The sequence below is a fragment of the Micromonospora sp. ATLC20 genome (genome assembly GCF_057196585.1).
Map to the genome: position 1 here is coordinate 1 of NZ_JBXUOV010000071.1, position 21,330 is coordinate 21,330.

The 21,330-nt window shown below is 72.7% G+C and carries 21 protein-coding genes; 13 read left to right on the forward strand and 8 right to left on the reverse strand.

Annotated elements, in window-relative coordinates; all coding sequences use genetic code 11:
• Positions 1-254: 254 nt before the first annotated feature.
• On the reverse strand, positions 255-1,034 hold the full coding sequence (locus AC2CHG_RS16690; protein ID WP_262014891.1) for a D-Ala-D-Ala carboxypeptidase family metallohydrolase: 780 nt from the start codon (positions 1,032-1,034) through the stop codon (positions 255-257).
• A 257-nt stretch (positions 1,035-1,291) separates the two neighbouring features.
• Between AC2CHG_RS16690 and AC2CHG_RS16695 the strand changes: the two genes are divergently transcribed.
• Together AC2CHG_RS16695 and AC2CHG_RS16700 are read left to right on the forward strand one after the other, a co-directional pair.
• Entirely contained in the window at positions 1,292-1,933 is a 642-nt protein-coding gene (locus AC2CHG_RS16695) for a DUF6642 family protein (protein WP_262014890.1), read from the forward strand.
• A gap of 31 nt (positions 1,934-1,964) precedes the next feature.
• A complete protein-coding gene (locus tag AC2CHG_RS16700; RefSeq protein WP_262014889.1) occupies positions 1,965-2,429 on the forward strand; it encodes a PPOX class F420-dependent oxidoreductase in 465 nt (154 codons plus the stop codon).
• 61 nt (positions 2,430-2,490) lie between these two features.
• On the opposite strand, the gene AC2CHG_RS16705 is transcribed toward AC2CHG_RS16700, so the two are convergent.
• Together AC2CHG_RS16705 and AC2CHG_RS16710 are read right to left on the reverse strand one after the other, a co-directional pair.
• Positions 2,491-3,132 carry an NAD(P)-dependent oxidoreductase gene (locus tag AC2CHG_RS16705; RefSeq protein ID WP_262014888.1) on the reverse strand — a complete coding sequence of 214 codons (642 nt, stop codon included), beginning with the start codon at positions 3,130-3,132 and terminating at the stop codon, positions 2,491-2,493.
• Between the two features lie 55 nt (positions 3,133-3,187).
• Positions 3,188-4,420, reverse strand: a complete 1,233-nt coding sequence (locus tag AC2CHG_RS16710) for a serine hydrolase domain-containing protein (RefSeq protein ID WP_484525072.1) — start codon at positions 4,418-4,420, stop codon at positions 3,188-3,190.
• 56 nt (positions 4,421-4,476) lie between these two features.
• Here AC2CHG_RS16710 and AC2CHG_RS16715 point away from each other — a divergent pair, with 56 nt between their 5' ends.
• From AC2CHG_RS16715 to AC2CHG_RS16735, 5 genes are all read left to right on the forward strand, one after another.
• Positions 4,477-5,070, forward strand: coding sequence for a pentapeptide repeat-containing protein (locus AC2CHG_RS16715; RefSeq protein ID WP_355507326.1), 594 nt, complete (start codon positions 4,477-4,479; stop codon positions 5,068-5,070).
• 54 nt (positions 5,071-5,124) lie between these two features.
• Entirely contained in the window at positions 5,125-5,577 is a 453-nt protein-coding gene (locus AC2CHG_RS16720) for a pyridoxamine 5'-phosphate oxidase family protein (protein ID WP_355507328.1), read from the forward strand.
• Positions 5,578-5,807: 230 nt separating this feature from the next.
• Positions 5,808-7,472, forward strand: coding sequence for a hypothetical protein (locus tag AC2CHG_RS16725; RefSeq protein ID WP_484525073.1), 1,665 nt, complete (start codon positions 5,808-5,810; stop codon positions 7,470-7,472).
• A gap of 124 nt (positions 7,473-7,596) precedes the next feature.
• Complete coding sequence (locus tag AC2CHG_RS16730) at positions 7,597-8,502, forward strand: hypothetical protein (protein ID WP_484525074.1); 906 nt, start codon at positions 7,597-7,599, stop codon at positions 8,500-8,502.
• A gap of 87 nt (positions 8,503-8,589) precedes the next feature.
• Positions 8,590-8,901, forward strand: coding sequence for a hypothetical protein (locus AC2CHG_RS16735; RefSeq protein ID WP_402810053.1), 312 nt, complete (start codon positions 8,590-8,592; stop codon positions 8,899-8,901).
• A 21-nt stretch (positions 8,902-8,922) separates the two neighbouring features.
• Here the strand turns inward: AC2CHG_RS16735 and dacB are convergent, their stop codons facing one another.
• On the reverse strand, positions 8,923-10,506 hold the full coding sequence (gene dacB, locus AC2CHG_RS16740) for a D-alanyl-D-alanine carboxypeptidase/D-alanyl-D-alanine endopeptidase (protein ID WP_366621658.1): 1,584 nt from the start codon (positions 10,504-10,506) through the stop codon (positions 8,923-8,925).
• A 316-nt stretch (positions 10,507-10,822) separates the two neighbouring features.
• Here dacB and AC2CHG_RS16745 point away from each other — a divergent pair, with 316 nt between their 5' ends.
• A complete protein-coding gene (locus AC2CHG_RS16745; RefSeq protein ID WP_366621660.1) occupies positions 10,823-11,104 on the forward strand; it encodes an iron-sulfur cluster biosynthesis family protein in 282 nt (93 codons plus the stop codon).
• A 2-nt stretch (positions 11,105-11,106) separates the two neighbouring features.
• Here the strand turns inward: AC2CHG_RS16745 and AC2CHG_RS16750 are convergent, their stop codons facing one another.
• Positions 11,107-12,123 (reverse strand): beta family protein, encoded by a 1,017-nt coding sequence (locus AC2CHG_RS16750; RefSeq protein WP_366621662.1) that lies wholly within the window; start codon positions 12,121-12,123, stop codon positions 11,107-11,109.
• Positions 12,124-12,455: 332 nt separating this feature from the next.
• Between AC2CHG_RS16750 and AC2CHG_RS16755 the strand changes: the two genes are divergently transcribed.
• Together AC2CHG_RS16755 and AC2CHG_RS16760 are read left to right on the forward strand one after the other, a co-directional pair.
• The gene (locus tag AC2CHG_RS16755; protein WP_484525075.1) at positions 12,456-12,809 is read left to right on the forward strand and encodes a hypothetical protein; all 354 of its coding nucleotides are present in this window, start codon (positions 12,456-12,458) and stop codon (positions 12,807-12,809) included.
• A gap of 249 nt (positions 12,810-13,058) precedes the next feature.
• Positions 13,059-13,451 (forward strand): cupin domain-containing protein, encoded by a 393-nt coding sequence (locus AC2CHG_RS16760; RefSeq protein ID WP_013284343.1) that lies wholly within the window; start codon positions 13,059-13,061, stop codon positions 13,449-13,451.
• A 34-nt stretch (positions 13,452-13,485) separates the two neighbouring features.
• On the opposite strand, the gene AC2CHG_RS16765 is transcribed toward AC2CHG_RS16760, so the two are convergent.
• Together AC2CHG_RS16765 and AC2CHG_RS16770 are read right to left on the reverse strand one after the other, a co-directional pair.
• Positions 13,486-14,667 carry a threonine synthase gene (locus AC2CHG_RS16765; protein ID WP_262014877.1) on the reverse strand — a complete coding sequence of 394 codons (1,182 nt, stop codon included), beginning with the start codon at positions 14,665-14,667 and terminating at the stop codon, positions 13,486-13,488.
• Positions 14,668-14,675: 8 nt separating this feature from the next.
• A complete protein-coding gene (locus tag AC2CHG_RS16770; protein WP_463840420.1) occupies positions 14,676-15,710 on the reverse strand; it encodes a DNA polymerase ligase N-terminal domain-containing protein in 1,035 nt (344 codons plus the stop codon).
• Positions 15,711-15,788: 78 nt separating this feature from the next.
• On the opposite strand from AC2CHG_RS16770, the gene AC2CHG_RS16775 reads away from it, so the two are divergent.
• Positions 15,789-16,571: an aldo/keto reductase gene (locus tag AC2CHG_RS16775; RefSeq protein WP_484525076.1), complete on the forward strand. Its 783-nt coding sequence runs from the start codon at positions 15,789-15,791 to the stop codon at positions 16,569-16,571.
• A 60-nt stretch (positions 16,572-16,631) separates the two neighbouring features.
• Here AC2CHG_RS16775 and AC2CHG_RS16780 read toward each other — a convergent pair whose 3' ends face one another.
• Entirely contained in the window at positions 16,632-17,765 is a 1,134-nt protein-coding gene (locus AC2CHG_RS16780) for a glycoside hydrolase family 12 protein (protein ID WP_262014874.1), read from the reverse strand.
• A 329-nt stretch (positions 17,766-18,094) separates the two neighbouring features.
• Here AC2CHG_RS16780 and AC2CHG_RS16785 point away from each other — a divergent pair, with 329 nt between their 5' ends.
• The gene (locus AC2CHG_RS16785; protein ID WP_355507345.1) at positions 18,095-19,201 is read left to right on the forward strand and encodes an FAD-dependent monooxygenase; all 1,107 of its coding nucleotides are present in this window, start codon (positions 18,095-18,097) and stop codon (positions 19,199-19,201) included.
• Between the two features lie 127 nt (positions 19,202-19,328).
• Positions 19,329-21,086, forward strand: coding sequence for an aa3-type cytochrome oxidase subunit I (ctaD, locus tag AC2CHG_RS16790; protein ID WP_013284349.1), 1,758 nt, complete (start codon positions 19,329-19,331; stop codon positions 21,084-21,086).
• Positions 21,087-21,330: the final 244 nt, after the last annotated feature.

Sequence of the window (21,330 nt, forward strand, 5' to 3'; positions counted from 1 at the left end):
GTCCGGTCCCGCGGGTCGCCGCGCCACCGGTCCGGCCCGGTCTGCGGCCCGTCGCCGCCCGGTCGGCTCCCACCGCCCGGCCCCGCTGGCCCCGGGCGAGCTGACTCCCGCCGCCAGGCCCGGGCGATCCGACCCGGCGCCCGGTTCCGGTCGCGTCGACGCCCCGTCGCGGAGCGGCGTCGCTCGTGCCGGAGCATGCCGACGGCGGCCCGGCCGGGGAGCCCCCACCCCCGTGCCGGGCCGCCGTCACCGCCTCACTTGACTCCGCAGTCCGGGGCGGACCAGTCCCTGGTGTTCGCCACCTTGTCCCGGTTGTTCTCCCGCCGCGAGTCCACGTGCGTGTGGTCGTCGTGGTCCGGGTAGCCGGGCCCGTAGATGCCACTGAAACCCTGGTCACGGGCGGATCGGGCGATGTCGCAGAGGCTGCGGTGCTTGGCGATCAGGTCGGCCGCGGTGCCGTAGAGGTGCTGGCTGTCCGCGGCGCCGCCGACCTGCCGGTTGCAGGCGATGCTGCGGAACCCGCTGGTCACGTAGAGCGGCTTGTCGCCGAGGCTGCGCCGCAGCGCCTCCAGCTTCCACATGGTGCGCAGCGCGTTCTCCCGGGTGGCCGACGAGGAGAGCGGGCCACCGGCCCACCCGCCCTTGCCGCAGCCGTTGTCCAGCTCGGCGTAGCTGAAGTGCTTCGGCGTGCAGTCGCTGTCCTTCTGCAGTTCGTAGATCTTGGCGAACGTCCGCGGCCCGGCCACGCCGTCGGCGCGCAGACCGTACGCGGCCTGGAAGCGCTTGACCGCGGCGGCCGTCTCCGGGCCGTACACGCCGTCGACCCGGACGACACCGCCGTACCCGGCCCAGCCGGCCACCCGGATCTGGAGCTGCCGGACCTCGGCGCCGGAGCTTCCCTGGGACAGCGTCCGGTTCCACGTGTAGCAGCCGTCGGCGTGCGCCGGTGGCGCGGCCACGACTGTCGCCACGGCGGCCCCGGGCAGGGCCAACGCGAACGCGACCGCCGCCCGCTTCAGGGTGTTGACGCGCACAGAGTCCTCCCGATGTCAGAGCGGAACTGGGGTTGGACGGGCACATCGACCGGTACGTCCCGTCTCTCTCACCGTGACAGGTGAGAGGATTCTTCGTGGTGATTAGCCGAAATTGTTCTCACATCAGGCGGTTCCTGGATATCGGCTGTGAATAGTGCCTGTTTGCGAACACGCCGCCGGGTGTCGCCCGTCGGAGGTGAGCGGTAACGTCTGCTCCCGGACCCGGGCGGCGACCTCGACGGGCGGGGAGGTGGGCGTTGGCGCGTGGTGGCGTGTTCTGCGTCGAGGGGCAGTGGCACCGCGACCTCAACGAACGAGGATCCGTCCTGCCCACGCTCGACCTGCTCGAACGACTCGGCCGCATCCGCTACATCCACAAGGACGCGGCCACCCGCGACGAGCTGTTCTACTTCGTCGACAGGTGGCTGCTCAAGCAGTACGCGGACCACCGGGTGGGCTTCTTCGCCATGCACGGCGAGCCGAGCCGGCTCTGCCTCACCGACTGGGACTCGGTCGCGCTGTCGGACGTGGCCGAGCGGATGGCCGGCCGCTGCGAGGGCCGCCGTCTCTACTTCGGCAGCTGCTCGGTGCTGCGCGCCTCCGACGCCACGCTGCGCGAGTTCCTCGACGTCACCGGCGCGGCGCTGATCTGCGGCTTCACCCGCGAGGTCGACTGGGTCGAGTCGGCCGCCTTCGAGACGGTGCTGCTCGACGTGCTCGCCAACGGCCAGCGCCACAACGCCGCCGAGGTGCGGATGCGCTCGGCGCACTGGGCACCGCTCGCCGCGTACCTCGGTTTCCGGGTCATCTACGCCAACGGCCGCGCCTGGCGGCCCTCGGCCCGCGCGCGCGTGCCCGAGCAGGTCACCGCGCAGCGGGCGGCCGGGCGTCCGCGCTGAGAACGACGACCATGCCTGGTAGAACCGAGGCATGGCACGCAGCATCGCGAAGAACACCCGGGTCGACCGGGACGCCCTGATCGAGTTCATCCGCCCCCGCCACCACGTCGTGCTCATGACCACCCGCTCCGACGGGCGACCGCAGTCCTCCCCGGTGGCCTGCGGGGTGGACGCCGAGGGCCGGCTGGTGATCTCCACCTATCCCGAGCGCGCCAAGGTCGCCAACGTCCGCCGCGACCCGCGCGTCTCCGCGTGCGTGCTCTCCGACGACTGGGACGGCCCGTGGGTGCAGGTCGACGGCGTGGCCGAGGTGCTCGACCTGCCCGAGGCGCTGGAACCGCTGGTCGAGTACTTCCGCAGCATCTCCGGCGAGCACCCGGACTGGGACGAGTACCGGTCGGCCATGGTCGCGCAGGGCAAGTCACTGATCCGCGTCACGATCGAGTCCTGGGGCCCGATCGCCACCGGCGGCTTCCCGGCCCGGCTGGCCGGCTGAACCAGTACGCGCCGGATCAGTACGCGCCGGATCAGTACGCGCCGGATCAGTGCGCGCCGGATCAGTACGCGACGGTGAACCGGGCGTTGCCGAACCGCTGATTCTCGATCTCGTCGACGATCGCCACCGCCAGATCCTCGTACGTGAGCACCGAACGGCCCTGCGCGTCGGTCACCGGATGGTCGGTGCCGGTGCGGTAGTGCCCGGTCCGCTCACCCGGGTGGAACTCCAGCGGCGGCGGCGAGACGTACGTCCAGGTCACACCGTCCGCGCTGGTGCGATAGAACTCCAGCGCGTCGGCCTGGCCGTGCGCCGAGTCCCGGTACTCCTCCGGGAAGTCCGGCTCGTCCAGGTAACGGGTGCCCTTCGGCGTGAGCAGCGTCGAGCCGCCGCCGACGTGGATCACCCGCGGTGGGTCCGGCAACTCACGCAACGTGTCGACCAGCGTCCGCGCGGCGTCGCGCCACAACTCCCGCTCGCCGCCGCCGATGGCCACCACCAGCACGTCCGCATCCTCGGCCAATTCGCGTACGCTGCGCGCCGAGGTGGCGTCGCCGGTCACCGTGCGTACGCCTGGGGGTAGGTAGCCGACCGCCTCCGGACGCCGCACCGCCGCTGTCACCCGGTGCCCCCGCTCGGCCGCCTCGGCCGCGATCCGCGAGCCCGCCGTCCCGCCGGCGCCGAACACGACGATGTCGCTCATGCCTCACAGGCTAGGCAGCCCACCGGCGGGCGGCGGGAAGTTCCGCAGAACCGGCTCAGTCGACGATCGCCGAGTAGACGAGCTGGCGCAGCTGGCCGCGCAGCGGGTACGTGCTCGACGGCATCAGCTGGGTGAACAGCAGCGCGGTGACCTCCTCCACCGGGTCCACCCAGAACGCGGTGCTGGCCAGGCCGCCCCAGTAGAACTCGCCGACGCTGCTCGGCACCCGCGACGGCACCGGGTCCAGCACCACCGCGAAGCCCAGCCCGAAGCCGATCCCGTCGAGGATCGTCTCGGCGAAGCCTTCCGGCGAGAACGAGGCCAGGTCCCGGTTGCCCGGCAGATGGTTGCGGGTCATGAAACGCACCGTGCGCGGGCCCAGCAGGCGGACCCCGTCCAGCTCGCCGCCGCGCAGCAGGAACTGGGTGAACCGGTGGTAGTCGGCCGCCGTGGAGACCAGCCCCCCGCCGCCGGAGTGCCAGGTCGGCTCCGCCAGCGCGGCCCGGCCCACCCCGTCGGCGCGTACCGCCTGGCCGGTGGCCGGGTGCGGGGCGTAGAGCGCGGCCAGGCGCTTGGCGTCCGCCGCGTCCACCCACCAGCGGGTGTCGGTCATGCCCAGCGGGCCCAGGATCCGCTCGGCGAAGAACGCGTCCAGCGACTGCCCGGAGATCACCTCGACCAGGCGGCCCAGCACGTCGGTGGAGACGCCGTAGTTCCAGCTCGTGCCCGGCTGGAACAGCAGCGGCAGCCGGGCCAGTCCGGCCGAGGCCGCCGCCAGGTCCGCGCCCGCCGGCACACCCAGGTCGAAGCCCGCCGCCCGGTACAGGCCGTCGACCACCGAGACCTGGGCGAAGCCGTACGTCAGGCCGGCGGTGTGGGTGAGCAGGTGCCAGATCCGGATCGGCTCGACCGCCGGCACGGTGTACGGCTTGAGCACCGAACCCCGGTCGTAGACGCGTACGTCGGCGAACTCCGGCAGCCAGCGGCTCACCGGGTCGTTCAGCTCGAACCGGCCCTCCTCCCAGAGCATCATCGCGGCGACCGAGGTGATCGGCTTGGTCATCGAGTAGATGCGCCAGAGCGTGTCCGACTCGACCGGCGTACCGGCCTCCCGGTCCCGCAGCCCGTACGTCGAGGAGTGGGCGACCTCGCCGCGGCGGGTGACGACGATCTGCCAGCCGGCGAGCCGGCCGTCGTCGACGTACCGGGCGAAGTGATCGTCGATCCGCGCCAGCCGGGCGGGATCGAAGCCGACGTGGCCGGGGTCGGTGCTCACCGTGACACTCACGACGCGAAACCTACCCGCAGGTACCGCGGCCGGAAAGTGTCACTAGGGTCGGTGGCATGCCCGAGCCGGTCGAGGACGTCACCTACCGCCAGCAGGACTGGTACGCCGAGGAGCTGGCCGACCGGCACTTCGTGCGATGCGAGTTCTTCCACGTCGACCTGACCGAGGCGGTCAGCCGGGGCGCGGTCTTCACCGACTGCGTGTTCGGCAACGTGGCGTTCAACGCCTCCCGGCACACCGACTCGGCGTTCACCAGGTGCTCGTTCAGCAAGTGCAACCTCTTCGAGGCCGAGTTCACCGGCTGCAAGCTGGTCGGCAGCACGTTCGACCGCTGCGACCTGCGCCCGCTGCGGGTCAACCGGGGCGACTGGTCCTTCGTCACGCTCGCCGGCGCCGACCTGCGCGGGGCGCGGATCACCGACGTACGGATGCGCGAGGTCGACCTGAGCGGCGCCGACCTGACCGGCGCGACGCTGACCGGCGTGGACCTCTCCGGCGCCCAGTTGCACGCCGCCAAGCTGATCCGGGCCGACCTGCGCGGCAGCGACCTGTCCGCGCTCGATCCGACGGCGGTGCAGCGTTCCGGTGCCCGGATCGACGCCGAGCAGGCGGTGATGCTGGCCCAGGCGCTCGGTTTCCAGGTGGGCTGAGTCCGCCGGGAAATGTGCCGCGGGTTGTCAGGTTTTCCGGACACACTCGGGCACATGACATGGTGGTCCGATCTGGTGGCGGCGGAGCCCGAGTTCGCGGCGCGGGTACGCGCCCGCTTCGCGGTCCGCAAGCACGGCACGATGGCGACACTGCGCCGGGACGGCTCGCCGCGGATCAGCGGCACCGAGTTCGACTTCGGTGACGACGGGCAGCTGCGGCTGGGCAGCATGGCCGGCGCGGTGAAGGCGCTCGACCTGCGCCGTGACCCCCGGGTGGCGCTGCACAGCCCGACCGAGGACGCCCCGCCGGACGACCCGTCCACCTGGGACGGGGACGCGAAGATCGCCGGCCGGGCGCACGAGGAGCCGCCCGCCGAGGACGGCTCGCACAGCTTCCGGATCGAGCTGACCGAGGTGGTGCTCACCCGGGTCGGCGACCCACCCGACCACCTCGTGATCGAGAGCTGGCACCCCACCCGAGGCCTCCAACACCGAACCCGCCACTGACCCCCCGCCCGCGGTCGCTGACACGCGTCGATCATGAACTTAGCGGCACTGGATGCCCGTTCTGCGGCCGCCAACTTCATGATCGACCCGGCGGTCGAGGGTGGTCGGCGGGCGGCGGGCGTGGGAATTGCGAGGGGCTGACGCCTTCTGCAAGATCGCGTTCTGTGTCATCCTCCCTACGGCGAGCCACGGGGCCGGGCCGCTCGCCGCCGGTGGCCGAGGGAGGGTCGGTGGCTGAGGACGACATCGCGCGTACCGGGATCCGGGTCGGGGGCTGGCTGCCCACCCCCGACGACGCGGCCGACGCGCCGGAGCGCCCCGCCGGTCCACGCCGCCTGCCCGGGGACACGGATCCCGCCGCGCCCCGGACGGTGACCCCGCCGGACGGCGACCGTCCAACGGCCGACCCGGACGATCGGGTTCCCGTGGGGGATCTGGAACCGCCGGGTACCGCTGTCTGGCCGCCTCCGCGCACCTCCGGCCCGTCGGCTTCCGACCTTTCCGCCGCAGGCCCGCTTCCGGTCGACACCTCCGGGCCCGGCACACGCCCGGCCGGTCCCGTCGTGCCGGAACCCGGTGCGGCGGCTCCCGTCGCGCCCGGCTCACGTGCGTCGACTCCGTTCGCCCCGGACCGGCTCGGACCAGGCCCGCTCGTACCGGTGGCGCCGGCGCCCGTCGGCCCCGAGGCCCGTCCGAATCCGCCCGGCGGCCGGGTTCCGCTGGTCGGGCCGGCGCCCATCGGACTGCACCTGTCCGGTCCGTCGCCGGCCCGCCCGGCCGCCACCGCCGAGCCGGCGACGTCGGCAGGCAACACCCTCGGCCCGGTCGAGTCGGCAGGCACCGCCCACGATCCGGCCGGGTCGGCAGGCGCCGCCCTCGGTCCGGCCGAGCCAGCCGGGGCGGACCCGCTGGCGGAGGCGAGACCGGGTTGGCACTCCGCCCGGGAGAGCATCCCGGCACGCCTCGCCGACCTGACCGGCAGCCTGCCCGACGTGGCCGGCGGGATCGGCGTCCGGCTGCGCACCGCGGCCCGAGCGGCGAAGACCCGGCTGGGCCGGACCATCGCCCCGATCGCCGGTCCGATGCGTCCACCGCCCGACGCCCCGGCCACTCGCGTCGCGGTGGCCCGCGCTCGCCGTCGACGTCGACGCGCCGTGCTGTCGGCGGTGGCCGTGACCGGCCTGGTGGCGGCGCTGGCGTTCGCGGCCCGGTCGTCCACGCCACCCCCGCTGACCCGGGAGACCGCGCCCGTGGCGGCACCCGGCAACCAGGCACCCGGCAACCAAGCACCCAGCGACCAAGGACCGAGCGACCAAGCACCCGGCGACCAAGCACCGAGCGACCAAGCACCCGGCGGGCCGCTGCTCGACGTGGACCTGGCGCCGCTGCCGGGGTCGTTGTCGCTCACCGAACTCGGTACGCGGGACTGGCGGCACTGGGGCGGTACCGGCGCGTACAGCTTCCACCGCAAGGCGGGCGGCACCGGCGAGATCCAGGACCCGGGTGGCGAGCGGCTGGAGCACAACGCGGGCGCCTGTGATCTGCAGTGGACCGACGGCGCGCCGACGGCGCGTCAGGAGGGCACCCGGGCGGGTGTCTTCCAGCGCGGCGCCGGGAAGAGCTTCACGCTCGGCGTGGCCGGGAGCGGTGATCTGCGTACGGTCCGGCTGTTCGTCGGCACCTTCTCGGCCGGTGCGCGGCTCGACCTGTCGCTGTCCAGTGGTGGCGACCCCGCCGTCCGCGAGGTCGCCCTCGCCGCGGGCGACCGCTTCTACCAGTACGTCATCCGCTTCCGGGCGGCCCCGGGGGAGCGGCTGCTGATCAGGTGGCAGGCCCTGACCGTGACCGGCGGCCAGAACGACGGGGTGGCGTTGCAGGCGATCACGCTAAGCTGAGCGGCCGTCCGGCGAGCGGTCGCCAGGTAACGAACTGGAAACGCCCGTCACTCGACATATGGCGCAAAGAGCCGTCCGGTGACACCGTGAAGCCCGTCGCACACCTGTCGTATCCGGCGGTGTCGTGACCGAAGTGGAGGGTGTGGTGGGCCAGGAGGACCGTTCGCGTACCGGCCCCGGCTCGCACCGGCACGGCCTTCCGCGTACCCGGTCCGCGTTGCGCCGGCTGCGCCGCCGGCGTCGGCTGATGCTCGAAGGGCTGGCCGCCCTTCTCTGCCTGGCGGCACTGGCGGTCTACCTGGGCGTCGAACGGCACGACACGCCGCGCGAGGAGCACGCCGGAGTGCCGGTGGCGCCACCCGGCCGGGTCGGGCTGCCGAACGAGGCCGACGACACGGTGGTCAACCCGGGGCTGCGTCCCCGCCAGCGGCCGCCGTCGCCGAGCCCGTCGCCGTCCACGCAGTCACCGTCACCGACGCCCGCGCTCCCGCCGGCCGTCACCGTGACCCGCGCCGAGGTCCCCGCCACCGTCGACCTCACCGCCGCCGGGCCCACCGACTGGGTCCACTGGGGGCTCACCGGCGCCGACCGGACGGTCCGCAAGCGCGGTGGCTCCGGCGAGATCCGCGACGAGGGCGGCCGGGGGCGGCGGGAGAGCTTCAGCAACAACCCCGAGGCGTACGCGTGGCGTGACGGCAACCCGGTCGCGTCGGCGAGCGGCACCATGTCCGGCGTCTACACCTGCCAGCGGGGCAGCGGGTTCAACCTGTCGGTGGCCGCCGACGGGCAGCAGCGCACGGTGCGTCTGTACGCCGGACTCTGGATGGCCCGGGGCCGCCTCGACGTGCGCGTCTCCAGCGGCGGCCCGGTGACCACGCTCCGGATGGAGGATCCGCACACCGCGCTCACCACCGAGTTCACGATCAAGTTCCGCGCCTCGCGTGGCGCGCGGCTGCTGATGAGCTGGACGGTGGAGGAGTCGCTGGGCGACTGCGGCAACGTCAGCCTGCAGGCGGTGGCGCTGCGCTGAGCGGGGACAGTTTGTCCGTCGCGTACCCGGCCGGGCGTCGTACGTTTCGGTTGTCCCGTCCGACCATCCTCTGTGGAGGCCCGACCGATGACCGGCCCTGCACCCGTCGCACCCACCCGCCCGCGCACCGACCGTGACGTGCTGCGCGAGATCCCGATGCCGCCGTACGTGACGGTCGAGGACGTCCAGTTCGCGGTGCGGGCGGTGGTGGTGCACGCGCCGCGGGCCTGGTCGGGCGGGACCATCTGCCGCAACGACGCCAGCCCGCACCCGTGCCGCCTGCACGTGTGGGGCCGCCGGGTGCTCACCCTGCGCGGACTGCCGCCGGCCGAGATCGATGCACTCGTCGAGCGCGGCGACCCCGCCGCCGACCCGCGTCCGTACCGCCCCGGCGCCTGAGCACCGGGGCGGCCGGGCCGGTCAGCAGAGCGCGGGCTTCACCCAGGAGCACTCCCGCCCCTCCGGTACGCGCGGCGACTCGGGCGCGACCGGCACGGCCCGCCGGGCGGTCGCCGTCTCCTTCTCGGTGTACGAGGCGAGCGCGATGGCGATCTGGTCCTCCAGCCCCTTCACCGACGAGGTGAGGTAGTTGTTCAGCACGATCGAGAACGCGAGCAGCCGTCCGTCGGCGTCGGTGACGTAACCGGAGAGCGCCGACGCGCCGGTCAGGCTGCCGGTCTTGGCGTGCACGTTGTTCGCGGCGGCGGTACCGCCCATCCGGCTGCGCAGCGTCCCGCCCACGAACCGGTCCGGGTTGCCGGCCACCGGCAGCGCGGCGTACCAGGTGTCGAACCACGGTTCGGCGCGGACCGCCGAGAGCAGCGTGACGAACTGGGCCGGTGGGACCAGGTTGCGCCGGGACAGGCCGGACCCGTCGCGCTGGCGCAGCGTGCCGGTGTCCACTCCGGCGTCGCCCACGTATCCGCTGATCGCGGACAGCCCGGCGGCCCAGGTGCCGGCCCCGGACAGCTGCCGGCCCAGTTCCTTTGTGAGCACCTCGGCGTGACCGTTGTTGGAGAGCTTGAGGAACGGCACCATCAGGTCGGCCAGCGGCATCGAGTCGTGCCGGGCGAGCGGCTTGGCGGTGTCGGGGGTGGCGGTGCCGAGCACGGTCCGGCCGAGCACCCGTACGCCGTGGCGCCGCAGCGCGGAGCGGAACACGTCGGCGGCGTACCCGGTCGGTTCCCACACGGTGACCCAGTCGCTCTCGGCGGCCTGGCCGACCGCGATCTGGCCGGTCACCACCACGGTGTTGCCGCCGTGCTCACGCTCGAAGGAGATGCTCGTCTCGCCGTCGGCGACCGTCTCGGCCCGGTTGTCGATCCGCAGCCAGCCGTTCTCCGGCGTCATGGAGATCCTCGGCCGTGCGCCGGCCCGCGTGCCGGGGGTGGCGTGCACGATCACGGTGCCGGCGTCGTAGTCGGTGTCCGGGGCGACCGTCAGCGCGGACACCTGCGCGGCGTAGTAGTAGGGCTCGTCGTCCCAGGTCCAGTCCGGACCGAGCCGGCCCTTGTCGTAGCGGGTGTCGTCGGCGACCAGATCGCCCGCGACCACGCGTACGCCCGCCGCGGCGACCTGCTGCGCGAGGCGGTCGTAGTCGGCGGCGAGGATGGTGGGGTCGCCGCCGCCGCGCAGGTAGAGGTCGCCGGAGACCACCCCGGCGCGGCGCGGCCCGTCGGCGCTGACCTCGGTGGTGAAGCGGTGACCGGGGCCGAGGAGTTCCATCGCCGCCGCCGAGGTGAGCAGCTTGGTGTTGGAGGCGGGGATGAGCCGCCGGCTGCCGTTGCGGTCGTAGAGCGTACGGCCGGTGGTGGTGTCGACGACGACCACTCCCGCCTGCGCCCCGTTGAGGCGGCTGTCGGCGAGGACCGCGTCGATTGTGGCGTTCAGCCGGGTCTGCGCGGGGGTGGGCGCTTCAGCGGTGGCGGTGGTGGTGCCGGCGGCGGCCGCGGTGGCGACCAGCGCCAGCACCGCGAGCGCCCGGGGGAATAGGCGTCGATGCATGGGACGATGCTGCCACGGAGATTTCCTGCGGAAAAGACTCCGGCGCGAAAGGTTATTTGCGGCCGCCGATGCGGTCACCGTAAACCCCCGGTGTTCCCGGTCCGGATCGGGGAAAACACCTGGTCACCGAGGAGCGGCCGATCGCCGGGTTCCGTTTGACGGATGACCTGGCAGCGGGCACGGTGGGGGTGAGGGCCGGGGAACCGCCCTGCTTCCAGCGCGGCGGGACGGTGTCTCGCCCGCTTCCGGGTCGCGAGCCGACCGCGTGGGCCGTGTCGCCCGCGAATCCCGACATCCAGCCATGAGGAGTTCAGCCATGCTGACCATGACCGACAACGCCGTCCTGGTGATCCGTGACCTCGCCGCCCAGCAGGACGTCGCCGACGCGGGCGGGCTGCGCATCGCCGCCGACACCGACGCCGGTTCGCTCTCGATCGAGCTGGTGCCGCAGCCGTTGCAGGGTGACCAGGTGGTGGACACCGAGGGGGCGCGCATCTTCCTCGACTCGGACGCGGCCGAGCTGCTCAACGACACGTCTGTGGACGCGGTCGTCGACGAGGAGGGCGTGGTCCAGTTCGGGTTCACCGAGAAGGAGTGAGCTCAGCCGGCCCGCTGGTCCGGTTCCGGCCGGACCAGCGCGGCCAGCACGTGCGCCAGATGGTGCGAGGTGCTCCATGCGATCCAGTTGGCCGGTGAGCCCGCGCCCGCACCCCGCCGGGCCCGCCGGACGATCTCGTGGTCGCCCCAGGAGAAGCCGGCCCCGGCCGTCGACCAGTGCGGCGCTGTGGTGAGCGTGCGGCACAGGTCGGCGAAGCGTTCGTCGCCCCGCCCGCCTCGCCGCGACCAGCGGTACACCCACCACGCGTCGTCGGCGGCCCAGCGCAGCGTCGGGGTCCGGTCGCCCGGCTCGTCCGCGTCCCGTACCGCGCAGCAGACGCCGTAGTCGCCGTATCCGAGGCCCAGGTCGGCCAGGCGCCGCCAGAGCGACCAGTCGTAGCGGTCCAGCCGCACCGGTTCGTCCACCGGCAGCCGGGACAGCGACGGCGGCATCCCGCCCGCGGCCACCGTGACCGAACGCCAGGCGTGCCGCCGGGCCCACTGCGCCGCCCGCCGGACCCGCGGCTCGGCCAGCCGGACATCGGCCCGGCAGCACACGTCCCCGGCGTCGAGCAGCAGGTCGCACTGCTCGGGCAGCAGTCCGGTCACCCGCCACACCCGTTCCGCGGCCGCCGTCGCGGCGTCCGGTCCGGCCCGGTCCGGACCGACGCGCAACCGGACCACCGCGTGGTGCGCCCAGGCCCGGGCCGCCGCGCCGTGCGCGGCCAGCCGCCGGTCACTGTCCGCGAGACCGATCACCGGCACCAGCGGTACGCCCCAGCGGGCCGGATCGTGGTCCGCGGTGTCCGGCAGCGCCGACACGTCGACGGCGGGCAGCAGTCCGCCGGGCAGCCGATTCAGTGCGTCCACGATGGACGGCGCGTCGGCCGGAACGTCGAGGATCGGTGCGAGCAGCGCGGCGGAGGCGTCGTCGAGCCGGGTCAGCGCCTCCAGTTCCCCGCGCCGGGCGGCAAGCACCGGGCGGTAGGCCGGAGGTCGACCTCGGAGCGGCGGCACCATACTTCAATGTAGCCAGACGACTTCGCTGCGTCATGGTTTCCGGTCGGCTCCGGTTCCGGGAGCAGGCGTCGCAGGGGCCGGCGGAGCGAGCCACGACGTCGACCGTCAGGGCGACGTTTCCGCAGCTCAGGGCCATCCGCTGTCAGTGATCGGACAATCCTCCGGCTGGTTGCCGGGCGCTTCGCCGACATAGCGTCGGAATCACCGAGGGGGACCGCCGACGATCGCCCGGAAGTGTACGAACGCCTCCTGCCGGCGTACCGGCGGGAGAGAGGATCACCATGCCGAGCCGCAGGGCAAGGAGGGAAAACACCGGCCAGCCGATCCCGAGCATGCGGGAGGCCGCGCACGCCGACACCGAGATCAACTCGTGTTCGCCGGTCGGGTTGCCGCCTACCGCGCGCATGCTGTTCGCCGTGGTCGACGCCAACGGACGGCTCGTCCGGGGCCTCGGCGCCACCTCGGCCACCCGGCTCGCCGCCGGGATGTACCAGGTCGCGTTCGACCAGGACGTGGCCGGGGCGGCGTACGTCGGGACGGTCGGTCTCGCGACGGCGAACGGGCTGGTACCGCAGGGCGTCATCACTGTGGCGCCACGCTCGGGCATCGCCAACGCGGTGTTCGTCGAGACGCACGGCGCGAGCGGGCACGCGGACCGCCCGTTCCACCTGGCCGTGCTGGCCTGACCGGACCCGCAGACGAGCGCACGGCGCCGCACGACCTCCGGTCGTAACGTCGCCGCGCTCCGGCCGTCTCCCACCACCGCAGCCGTACGGCGGTACGCCGGCGGGGACCTGGCTCGACCGGCCCAGCCCGCACCGGTCTTGTCGGCAGCACATGCCCCGTCTCAGGGCATCCAAACCGGATCGGCGTGGGGAATTCCACCATCTGCGACTCCCGGCGTGGCGGGCGCGTGATCGGGGTATGAGCGGGCCATGGAGCATTTCACTATCGCGACAGTCGCCGAGAAGAGTCCCGACTTCCGCCGCGTGCTCTGGACCGGGGAGCACACCCAGCTGGTCATCATGACCATTCCGCCGGGCGGCGAGATCGGCGAGGAGGTCCACGAGGGCATCGACCAGATCCTCACGTTCGTCAGCGGCACCGGCGAGGCGCGGGTGGCCGGGGAGAAGAAGGAGGTCGTCTCCGGCGACCTGGTGGTCGTACCGGCCGGCACGAAGCACAACTTCGTCAACACCGGGCCGAACCCGCTGGTGCTCTACACCGTCTACGGGCCGCCCGAGCACGCCGACGGTGCGGTGCACAAGACGAAGGAGGAGGCGGACGCCGCCGAGGAGGCGGGCGAGGACGAGCCGCCCACCTCCTGACTGCGGTTCGAGCGGGGCGCCACGACCTCGCCTGTCAGACGGGCGCCCCGCTGTGCACCAGACCCGGATACTTGACGCCGGCCCCGGTGTTCAGCACCACCACGCGCTCACCGGGCCGGATCCACCCGCCCGCGCGCAGGTGCCGGGCGGCGGTCAGGCAGGCCGCGCCCTCCGGGCAGAGCAGCAGCCCTTCCCGGGCGGCGAAGTCGCGCAGGTCGGTGAGGATCTCCGCGTCGTCCACCGCGATCGCGGTGCCGGCGCTCTCCCGCAGCGCGGACAGGATCAGCTCGTCGCCGAGCGGGGCCGGGACGGTGATGCCGAACGCGACGGTGTGCGCGTCCTCCCACGGGGTGACGCGCTCCTCGCCGGCCGCGAACGCCCGCACGATCGGCGCGCACCCGGTGGACTGCACCGCGACCAGGCGGGGCAGCCGGTCCTCCACCCAGCCCAGCTCGCGCAGCTCGTGCAGCGCCTTGTGGATGCCGATCAGCCCGACGCCCCCGCCGGTCGGATAGACGATCACGTCGGGCACCTGCCAGCCGAGCTGCTCGACGATCTCGTACCCCATGGTCTTCTTGCCTTCGAGGCGGTACGGCTCGCGCAGCGTGCCGGCGTCGAAGATCCCGCCGTCCGACCCGGCGATCAGCTCGGCGATCTCCCGGCCCGCGTCGTTTATCAGGCCGTCGATCAGCCGCAGGTCGGCGCCGGCGGCGAGGCACTCCTCGCGGCAGATCGTCGGCGCGGCCAGCGGCATGGCGATCGTCGCGCCCATCCCGGCCCGCGCCGCGTACGTGGCCCAGGCCGCTCCCGCGTTGCCGTTCGTGGGCATGGCGATCCGCCGCACGCCCAGCTCCCGGGCCCGGCTCACGCCCACCGACGCGCCGCGCGCCTTGAACGACCCGGTCGGCGTCAGCCCCTCGTCCTTGACGATCAGGTCCGCGATGCCGATCTCGTGGCCGTACGCCGGCGCGCGCCACATCGGCGTCCAGCCCTCGCCCAGCGTGGTGACACACCGGGGGTCGGCCACCGGCAGCAGCTCCCGGTAGCGCCACAGGTCGGCCGGGCGCAGCCCGAACTGCTCGGGCGCGACGGTGGCGGCCACCGCGGCGAGGTCGTAACGGGCCAGCAGCGGCGAGCCGCAGCCGCACAGGTTCTGCAACACGTCGGCCGGGTGTTCACTGCCGCAGCGCGGGCACTCCAGGTGCGTCAGGTGCACGGTGGTCCTCAGCTCGCGTCGATGCTCAGCCAGTGCCGGCTGCGCCGGCCCGGCTCGTACGGGGAGTCGAGGCGTTTCGCCACCACTCCCGGGAGCCCCTGCTCACGGGCGGCCCGTAGGGCGTCCGCGCCGACTCCCGGGAACCACGGCGGAGTCTGCCAGTGCGGACCGGTGAGCGCCAGACCGTCGAGCAGGTCACGGCGTTGCGCGTACGGCACGTCGAGGCTGGACACGCCCTCCAGCCAGAGCAGGTCGACGGCGAGGAACTGACCGTCGCGCCGGGTCGGCGGACGGACCCGCCCGGCCGGGTCGATCCGGACCAGCACGCCGTCGAGCACCGCCTCGGCCGGGGCCAGCGCCTCGGCCATCGCCCGCGCCCAGGGGTACGACCCGGTGACGTCGGTGTCGTCGCCGTCGAGCAGCCGCAGCCGGCCGCCCGAGACGTACGCCGTCGCGCGCACGCCCGCCCAGCGCAGCTCGTACCCCCAGGCGGCGGCGTCGCGCGGCAGCCGCCCGCCCTCGGCGGGGAGCATCGGGCGGACCAGCTCGGGCATCGGCGTCCAGCCCTCCGGTGCCGGGTCGGTGCGCCTGATCATCCAGTCCCGGCCCCGCCCGCCGGTGGCGAACAGGACGTACCGGCCCTTCGTGCGCTCGCCGTCGAGCACCACGATCACCTCGTCGTCGCGCCACTTCTCCGCGCGGTAGGTGCCGGTGTCGTGCACTGTCATCCGCCCGCCGCCGTACTCCCCGGCGGGGATCTCCCCGTGGAACGTCAGGTACTCCATCGGGTGGTCCTCGGTGTGCACCGCCAGGTGGTTGCGGCCCGGGTCGCGCGGCAGGCCGCGCGGCACCGCCCAGGAGGCCAGCACGCCGTCGTGCTCCAGGCGCAGGTCCCAGTGCAGGCTCCGGGCGTGGTGCTGCTGGATGACGAAGCGGGGCGCGCGCCGCGCGGACCGCTTCCGGCCGGCAGCCCGCTCGGGCACCGGTTCCGGGGTACGCGCGGCGTCCCGTTTCCGCCGGTACTCCTCCAGCCGGTCCGCCATCCCCGCATCCTCCCCCAGACCCGCCGTACGCGCCGGGATGCCGGTGTGTGTGCGGCCAACCGGGGTAGAACGGGGGACATGGACAGCGACCAGCCCACCCTTCCGCTCCCCGGCGACGTCCGGATCCCGCTGCTCGGCTTCGGCACGTGGCAGGCCACCGGCGAGGCCGGGTACGAGGCGGTGCTCGCCGCGCTGGACGCCGGCTACCGGCACATCGACACGGCCACCATGTACGGCAACGAGAAGGAGGTCGGGCGGGCGGTCAAGGAGAGCGGGCTGCGCCGCGAGGACGTCTTCATCACCACCAAGCTGCCGCCGGACCGGGTGGGCCGGGAACGGGAGACCATCGAGGCCAGCCTGGCCGCCCTGGACACCGACTACGTCGACCTGTGGCTGGTGCACTGGCCGCCGTCCGCGCCGGGCGACAGCATCCCGGTGTGGCGGGAGATGCTCGCCGCGCGGGACGAGAACATGGCGCGCACGGTCGGGGTGAGCAACTACTCGATCGGGCAGATCGACGAGCTGATCCAGGCCACCGAGGAGACGCCGGCGGTCAACCAGATCCGCTGGAGCCCGTCGCTGTACGACAGGCACACACACGCCGCCCACCGGGACCGGGGCGTGGCGCTGGAGGGGTACAGCCCGTTCAAGGCCAGTGACCTGTCCGACCCGGTGCTGGTCCGCATCGCCCAGGCGCACGACGTGTCGCCGGCCCAGGTGGTGCTGCGCTGGCACATCGACCACGAGATCGTGGTCATCCCGAAGTCGGTCACGCCGGAGCGCATCCGCGCCAACGTCGACGTGTTCGGGTTCTCGCTCACCGCCGAGGAGATGCGCGACGTCGACGCACTCGCCGGCTGAGGCGTACACGTGCAAGGGGCGCGGTCCGCTGCGGACCGCGCCCCTTGCCGCGTGCGGAGGTCAGCCCCGGGCGCAGGTGGAGCCGTTGAGCGTGAAGCTGCTCGGCGCGGAGTAGCTGCCGTTCAGCGTCGCCTGGTAGCCGAAGCTGGTGGACGCCCCGGGCGCCAGCGTGCCGTTGTAGCCGGCGTTGCGGGCGGTCACCGCCGAGCCGCTCTGGCTCACCGTGGCGTTCCACGCGTTGGTGACCGTCTGCCCGGAGGGCAGGTTGTAGTTCAGCGTCCAGCCGTTGATCGTGCCGGAGCCGGTGTTCTTGACCGTCACGTCGGCGGTGAAGCCGTTGTTCCACACGTTCGCCGCCTTGTAGGTGACGGTGCAGGACGCGCCGCCGGACGGCGGGGGCGTGGTCGGCGCCGACGTGGTCGGCGGCGGGTTGGAACCGGTGTTGACGCTCTGCGAGAACGAGTTCACCGCCAGCCCGACGCCGCCCTGCCACGGCTCGAACCCGGCCTGGATGCTGGTCAGGTACCAGTCGTTCGTGATCGCGCCCCGGTTACGGGTGTCGTTGATGAACGCCATCGCGTCGAAGCTGAAGCTGGGGACAGCCGACGGCGCCACGTACGAGATGACGTTGTTGGAGCCGTTGCTGCCGCGCCAGACCTCCCAGGTCCGGCCGGCGATGCTGGCATTGCCGACCACCGAGCCGATGGGCTGGATCGGCCCCTGCCGGTTGAGCCAGATCATGATCTCCATCTGGTTCACGCCGTCGCGCTTCGGCGACGGGTCGAGCCAGATGTCGTACGCGGCGTCGTAGATCGCGCCGCTGACGTAGTTGTAGCTGATGCTGGCCGGTGCGCTGCTGATGTTCTTCACCTGTACCGGCAGGTTCGTGCCGGGCGAGCAGTTGGTGTAGTGGCAGCCCACGAAGATCGACGGGTAGGAGACCGGCGCCCCGTTCGTCGGCGCGGAGCCGTCCGCGCGGGTGATCGAGAAGCCGGTCGAGGTGACGTTGATGCACTGCTGGGCACTGGTGCCCCAGCGGTTGTTCTGCACCACGTACTTGCCGCCGATCGTGGTCGAGCCGTACTGCTCGCAGATCTGGGTGTCGGCGGAGGCGGTGCCGCCGAGCGCGACGGCGACGAGGGTGCCGGCGGCGAGCAGTCCGGCCGCCGCGAGGGCCCTGAGTGGACGCTTCATGATGCTCCTTGGCTCGGCGCGGGACGGCGCCGGTTCGGTCGGTGATACGGGCGGGAGCGCTCCCACGATGCAAGGAACACATTTACATGCCTCGAATCATTGCGCAAATGCGCCGGGCTCGTTAACGCTCCGCGTCCGGCCGGTGGCGCGAGCGAGGGCGACGGCCGTCCCCTTCCCCCAGATGGAGGCGGGATTCCTGCCGGTGGGACGGGGTGTGCCGCCGACCGGTGGCCCGCGCCAGGGCGCACGGGCACTTCCGCCGCCTGGTTGCGGCGAGTAATGTCTTGCCTCCAACGCGTTCCGATCCCCCTCCGGAGGCGTACCCCGTGATGGGTGGTTCCCCCGTGCGCATCCTCGTCGTCGGCGCGGGCATCGCCGGCCTCGCCGTGGCCCGGGCGCTGCGCCTGGCGGGGTTCCGGCCCGACGTCACCGAACGGCTGCCACCCACCGAGACGATCGAGACCGGCCTCTACCTACCAGGCAACGCCGCCCGGGCGATGCGCCGGCTCGACCTCGACGGGCCGCTGCGCCCCCTCGGCCAGGTGATCCACCGGCAGCGCTTCCTCGACGCCGCCGGGGCGCCGCTGTGCGAGGTCGACCTCGACGCGCTCTGGGCCGGCGTGGGGGAGTGCCGGGCGCTGCCCCGGGCCGAACTGCACCGGGTGCTGCTCACCGGCGCCGGCGGCGCGGTGCGCCACGGCGCCGAGGTGAGCACCGTCGACCCGCTGCCCGGCCGGGTCGCCGTCGGCTTCACCGACGGCACCACCGCTGAGTACGACCTGGTCGTCGGCGCCGACGGACCCCGCTCGGCGGTACGGACCCTGGCCGCGCTCGGCGGACCGCCACGCCCCGCCGGGCAGGTGGTCTACCGCGCCCTGGTGCGCGGCGGCCCCCGCATCGCGGACTGGACCGCCCTGCTCGGCCAGCGGGCCGGGTTCCTCGTGGTGCCGCTCGGCGCCGGACGGCTCTACTGCTACGCCGACGAGGCCGGCACCGACCTGCCCGCGGACCCGGTCGCCCGCCTGCACGAGCTGTTCGGCTCCTACGGCGGCCCGGTGCCCGAGGTGCTCGCCGCGCTGGAGACCGTGTGCGTGGAGCGCACCGAGGAGGTCGAGCTGGGACGCTGGTTCCACGGCCGGGTACTGCTCGTCGGTGACGCCGCTCACGCCACCGCGCCGACGCTGTCTCAGGGTGCCGCCATGGCGCTGGAGGACGCCGTCGTGCTCGCCGAGTCGCTGCGGGCCGCCGGCAGCGTCGACGCCGCGCTGATCGCGTACGAGAGTCGTCGCCGCCCGCGTACCCGCTGGGTGCGGGACCGGACCCGGGACCGCAACCGCACCCGCGACGTGCCGCCGGCGCTGCGCGACCCGTTGCTGCGCGGACGCGGCGGCCGGATCTTCCGGGAGCACTACCGGCTCCTGACCGGCCCCCTCTAGAGAGCGGGAGATCGTAGCCGCCCACCCCACGCGGCGGGGCCACCTACCGGGGACTATCCTCCCTACGGATGACGGCTGCGCCGATGACCAGCGCGCCGAGCGGGACAACCAGAACCGGAGGCCACTCGTGACCACCGTCGCACCCAAGCCGGTCGTGACCCGGCCCTGGCCGGTCCGCGAGCCGGTCAAGGGGTCGGCCATCGCGCGGCTGCTGCGCACCACGGACGCGAAGCAGATCGGGATCATGTACATGGTCACCGCGTTCGTGTTCTTCATGATCGGTGGCCTGATGGCCCTGATCATGCGTGCCGAACTCGCGCGACCGGGCCTGCAGTTCCTGTCGCCCGAGCAGTACAACCAGCTCTTCACGATGCACGGCACGATCATGCTGCTGTTCTTCGCGACGCCGATCGTGTTCGCCTTCGCGAACTACGTGGTGCCGCTGCAGATCGGCGCGCCGGACGTGTCGTTCCCCCGGCTCAACGCCTTCGCCTACTGGCTGTACCTGTTCGGTGGCACGCTCGCCACCGCTGGCTTCATCGCCCCGGGTGGCGCGGCCGACTTCGGCTGGACCGCGTACACGCCGCTGAGCACCGCCGACCACGCCCCGGGCGTGGGTGCCAACATGTGGGTCGTCGGCCTGGCCATCTCCGGTCTGGGCACGATCCTCGGCGCGGTCAACCTGATCACCACGATCCTGACCCTGCGCGCGCCCGGCATGACCATGTTCCGGATGCCGATCTTCACCTGGAACATGCTGGTCACCAGCCTGCTGGCGATCCTGGTCTTCCCGCTGCTGGCCGCCGCGCTGTTCGCGCTCGCCGCGGACCGCCTGATGGGCGCCCACGTGTACGACCCGGCGACCGGCGGGCCGATGCTGTGGCAGCACCTGTTCTGGTTCTTCGGTCACCCCGAGGTGTACATCATCGCGCTGCCGTTCTTCGGCATCATCAGCGAGATCATCCCGGTGTTCTCCCGGAAGCCGATCTTCGGCTACAAGGGCCTGGTGGCCGCCACCATCGCCATCGCCGCCCTGTCGATGAGCGTCTGGGCGCACCACATGTTCGCCACCGGCCAGGTGCTGCTGCCGTTCTTCAGCTTCCTGAGCTACCTGATCGCCGTGCCCACCGGTATGAAGTTCTTCAACTGGATCGGCACCATGTGGCGGGGCCAGATCACCTTCGAGACGCCGATGCTGTTCTCGATCGGCTTCCTGGTGACCTTCCTCTTCGGTGGTCTCACCGGTGTGCTGCTGGCCAGCCCGCCGCTCGACTTCCACCTGCACGACTCGTACTTCGTGGTGGCGCACTTCCACTACGTGCTCTTCGGCACCATCGTGTTCGCGGTGTTCGCCGGCATCTACTTCTGGTTCCCGAAGATGTTCGGCCGGATGCTCGACGAGCGGCTCGGCAAGATCCACTTCTGGCTGACCATGATCGGCTTCCACACCACGTTCCTGGTGCAGCACTGGCTGGGCAACGAGGGCATGCCGCGCCGGTACGCCGACTACCAGGCCGCCGACGGCTTCACCACGCTGAACACGATCTCCACGATCGGCGCGTTCATCACCGGTATCTCGACGCTGCCGTTCATCTGGAACTGCTGGAAGTCGTACAAGACCGGCCCGGTCGTCGAGGTCGACGACCCGTGGGGCCACGGCAACTCGCTCGAGTGGGCCACCAGCTCCCCGCCGCCGCTGCGTAACTTCGACCGTATGCCGCGCATCCGCTCGGAGCGGCCGGCGTTCGACGCGAAGTTCCCCGAGCTGGCCGCCGGGCAGAGCCTGGCCGGTCCGCCGGAGGGTGGTGCCAAGCCGCTGACCAGCGAGGTCAACGGTGGCGCCAGCTACCAGGAGGACACCGCAGGCAACCTCGACCAGCGCTGACGCACCAGTTCAAGGCCGGGCGCCCCACCCCCTCAGGGGTGCGGCGCCCGCTCTGTTTCCTCCCGCCCTCCCCGCCCGCCCGTCCCCGCCCGGGCCGTCCCCGTTGATCATGAAGTTGACGGTGTTCCGTGTCCGATTTGTCGCCGCCAACTTCATGATCGCCGGGGTGGGGAGCGGGGTGCGGCACCAGTTCGGGGAAGTGGTGGTGTCCGGAGCGCCTGGAACCAGCCACTTCCCCGTACTG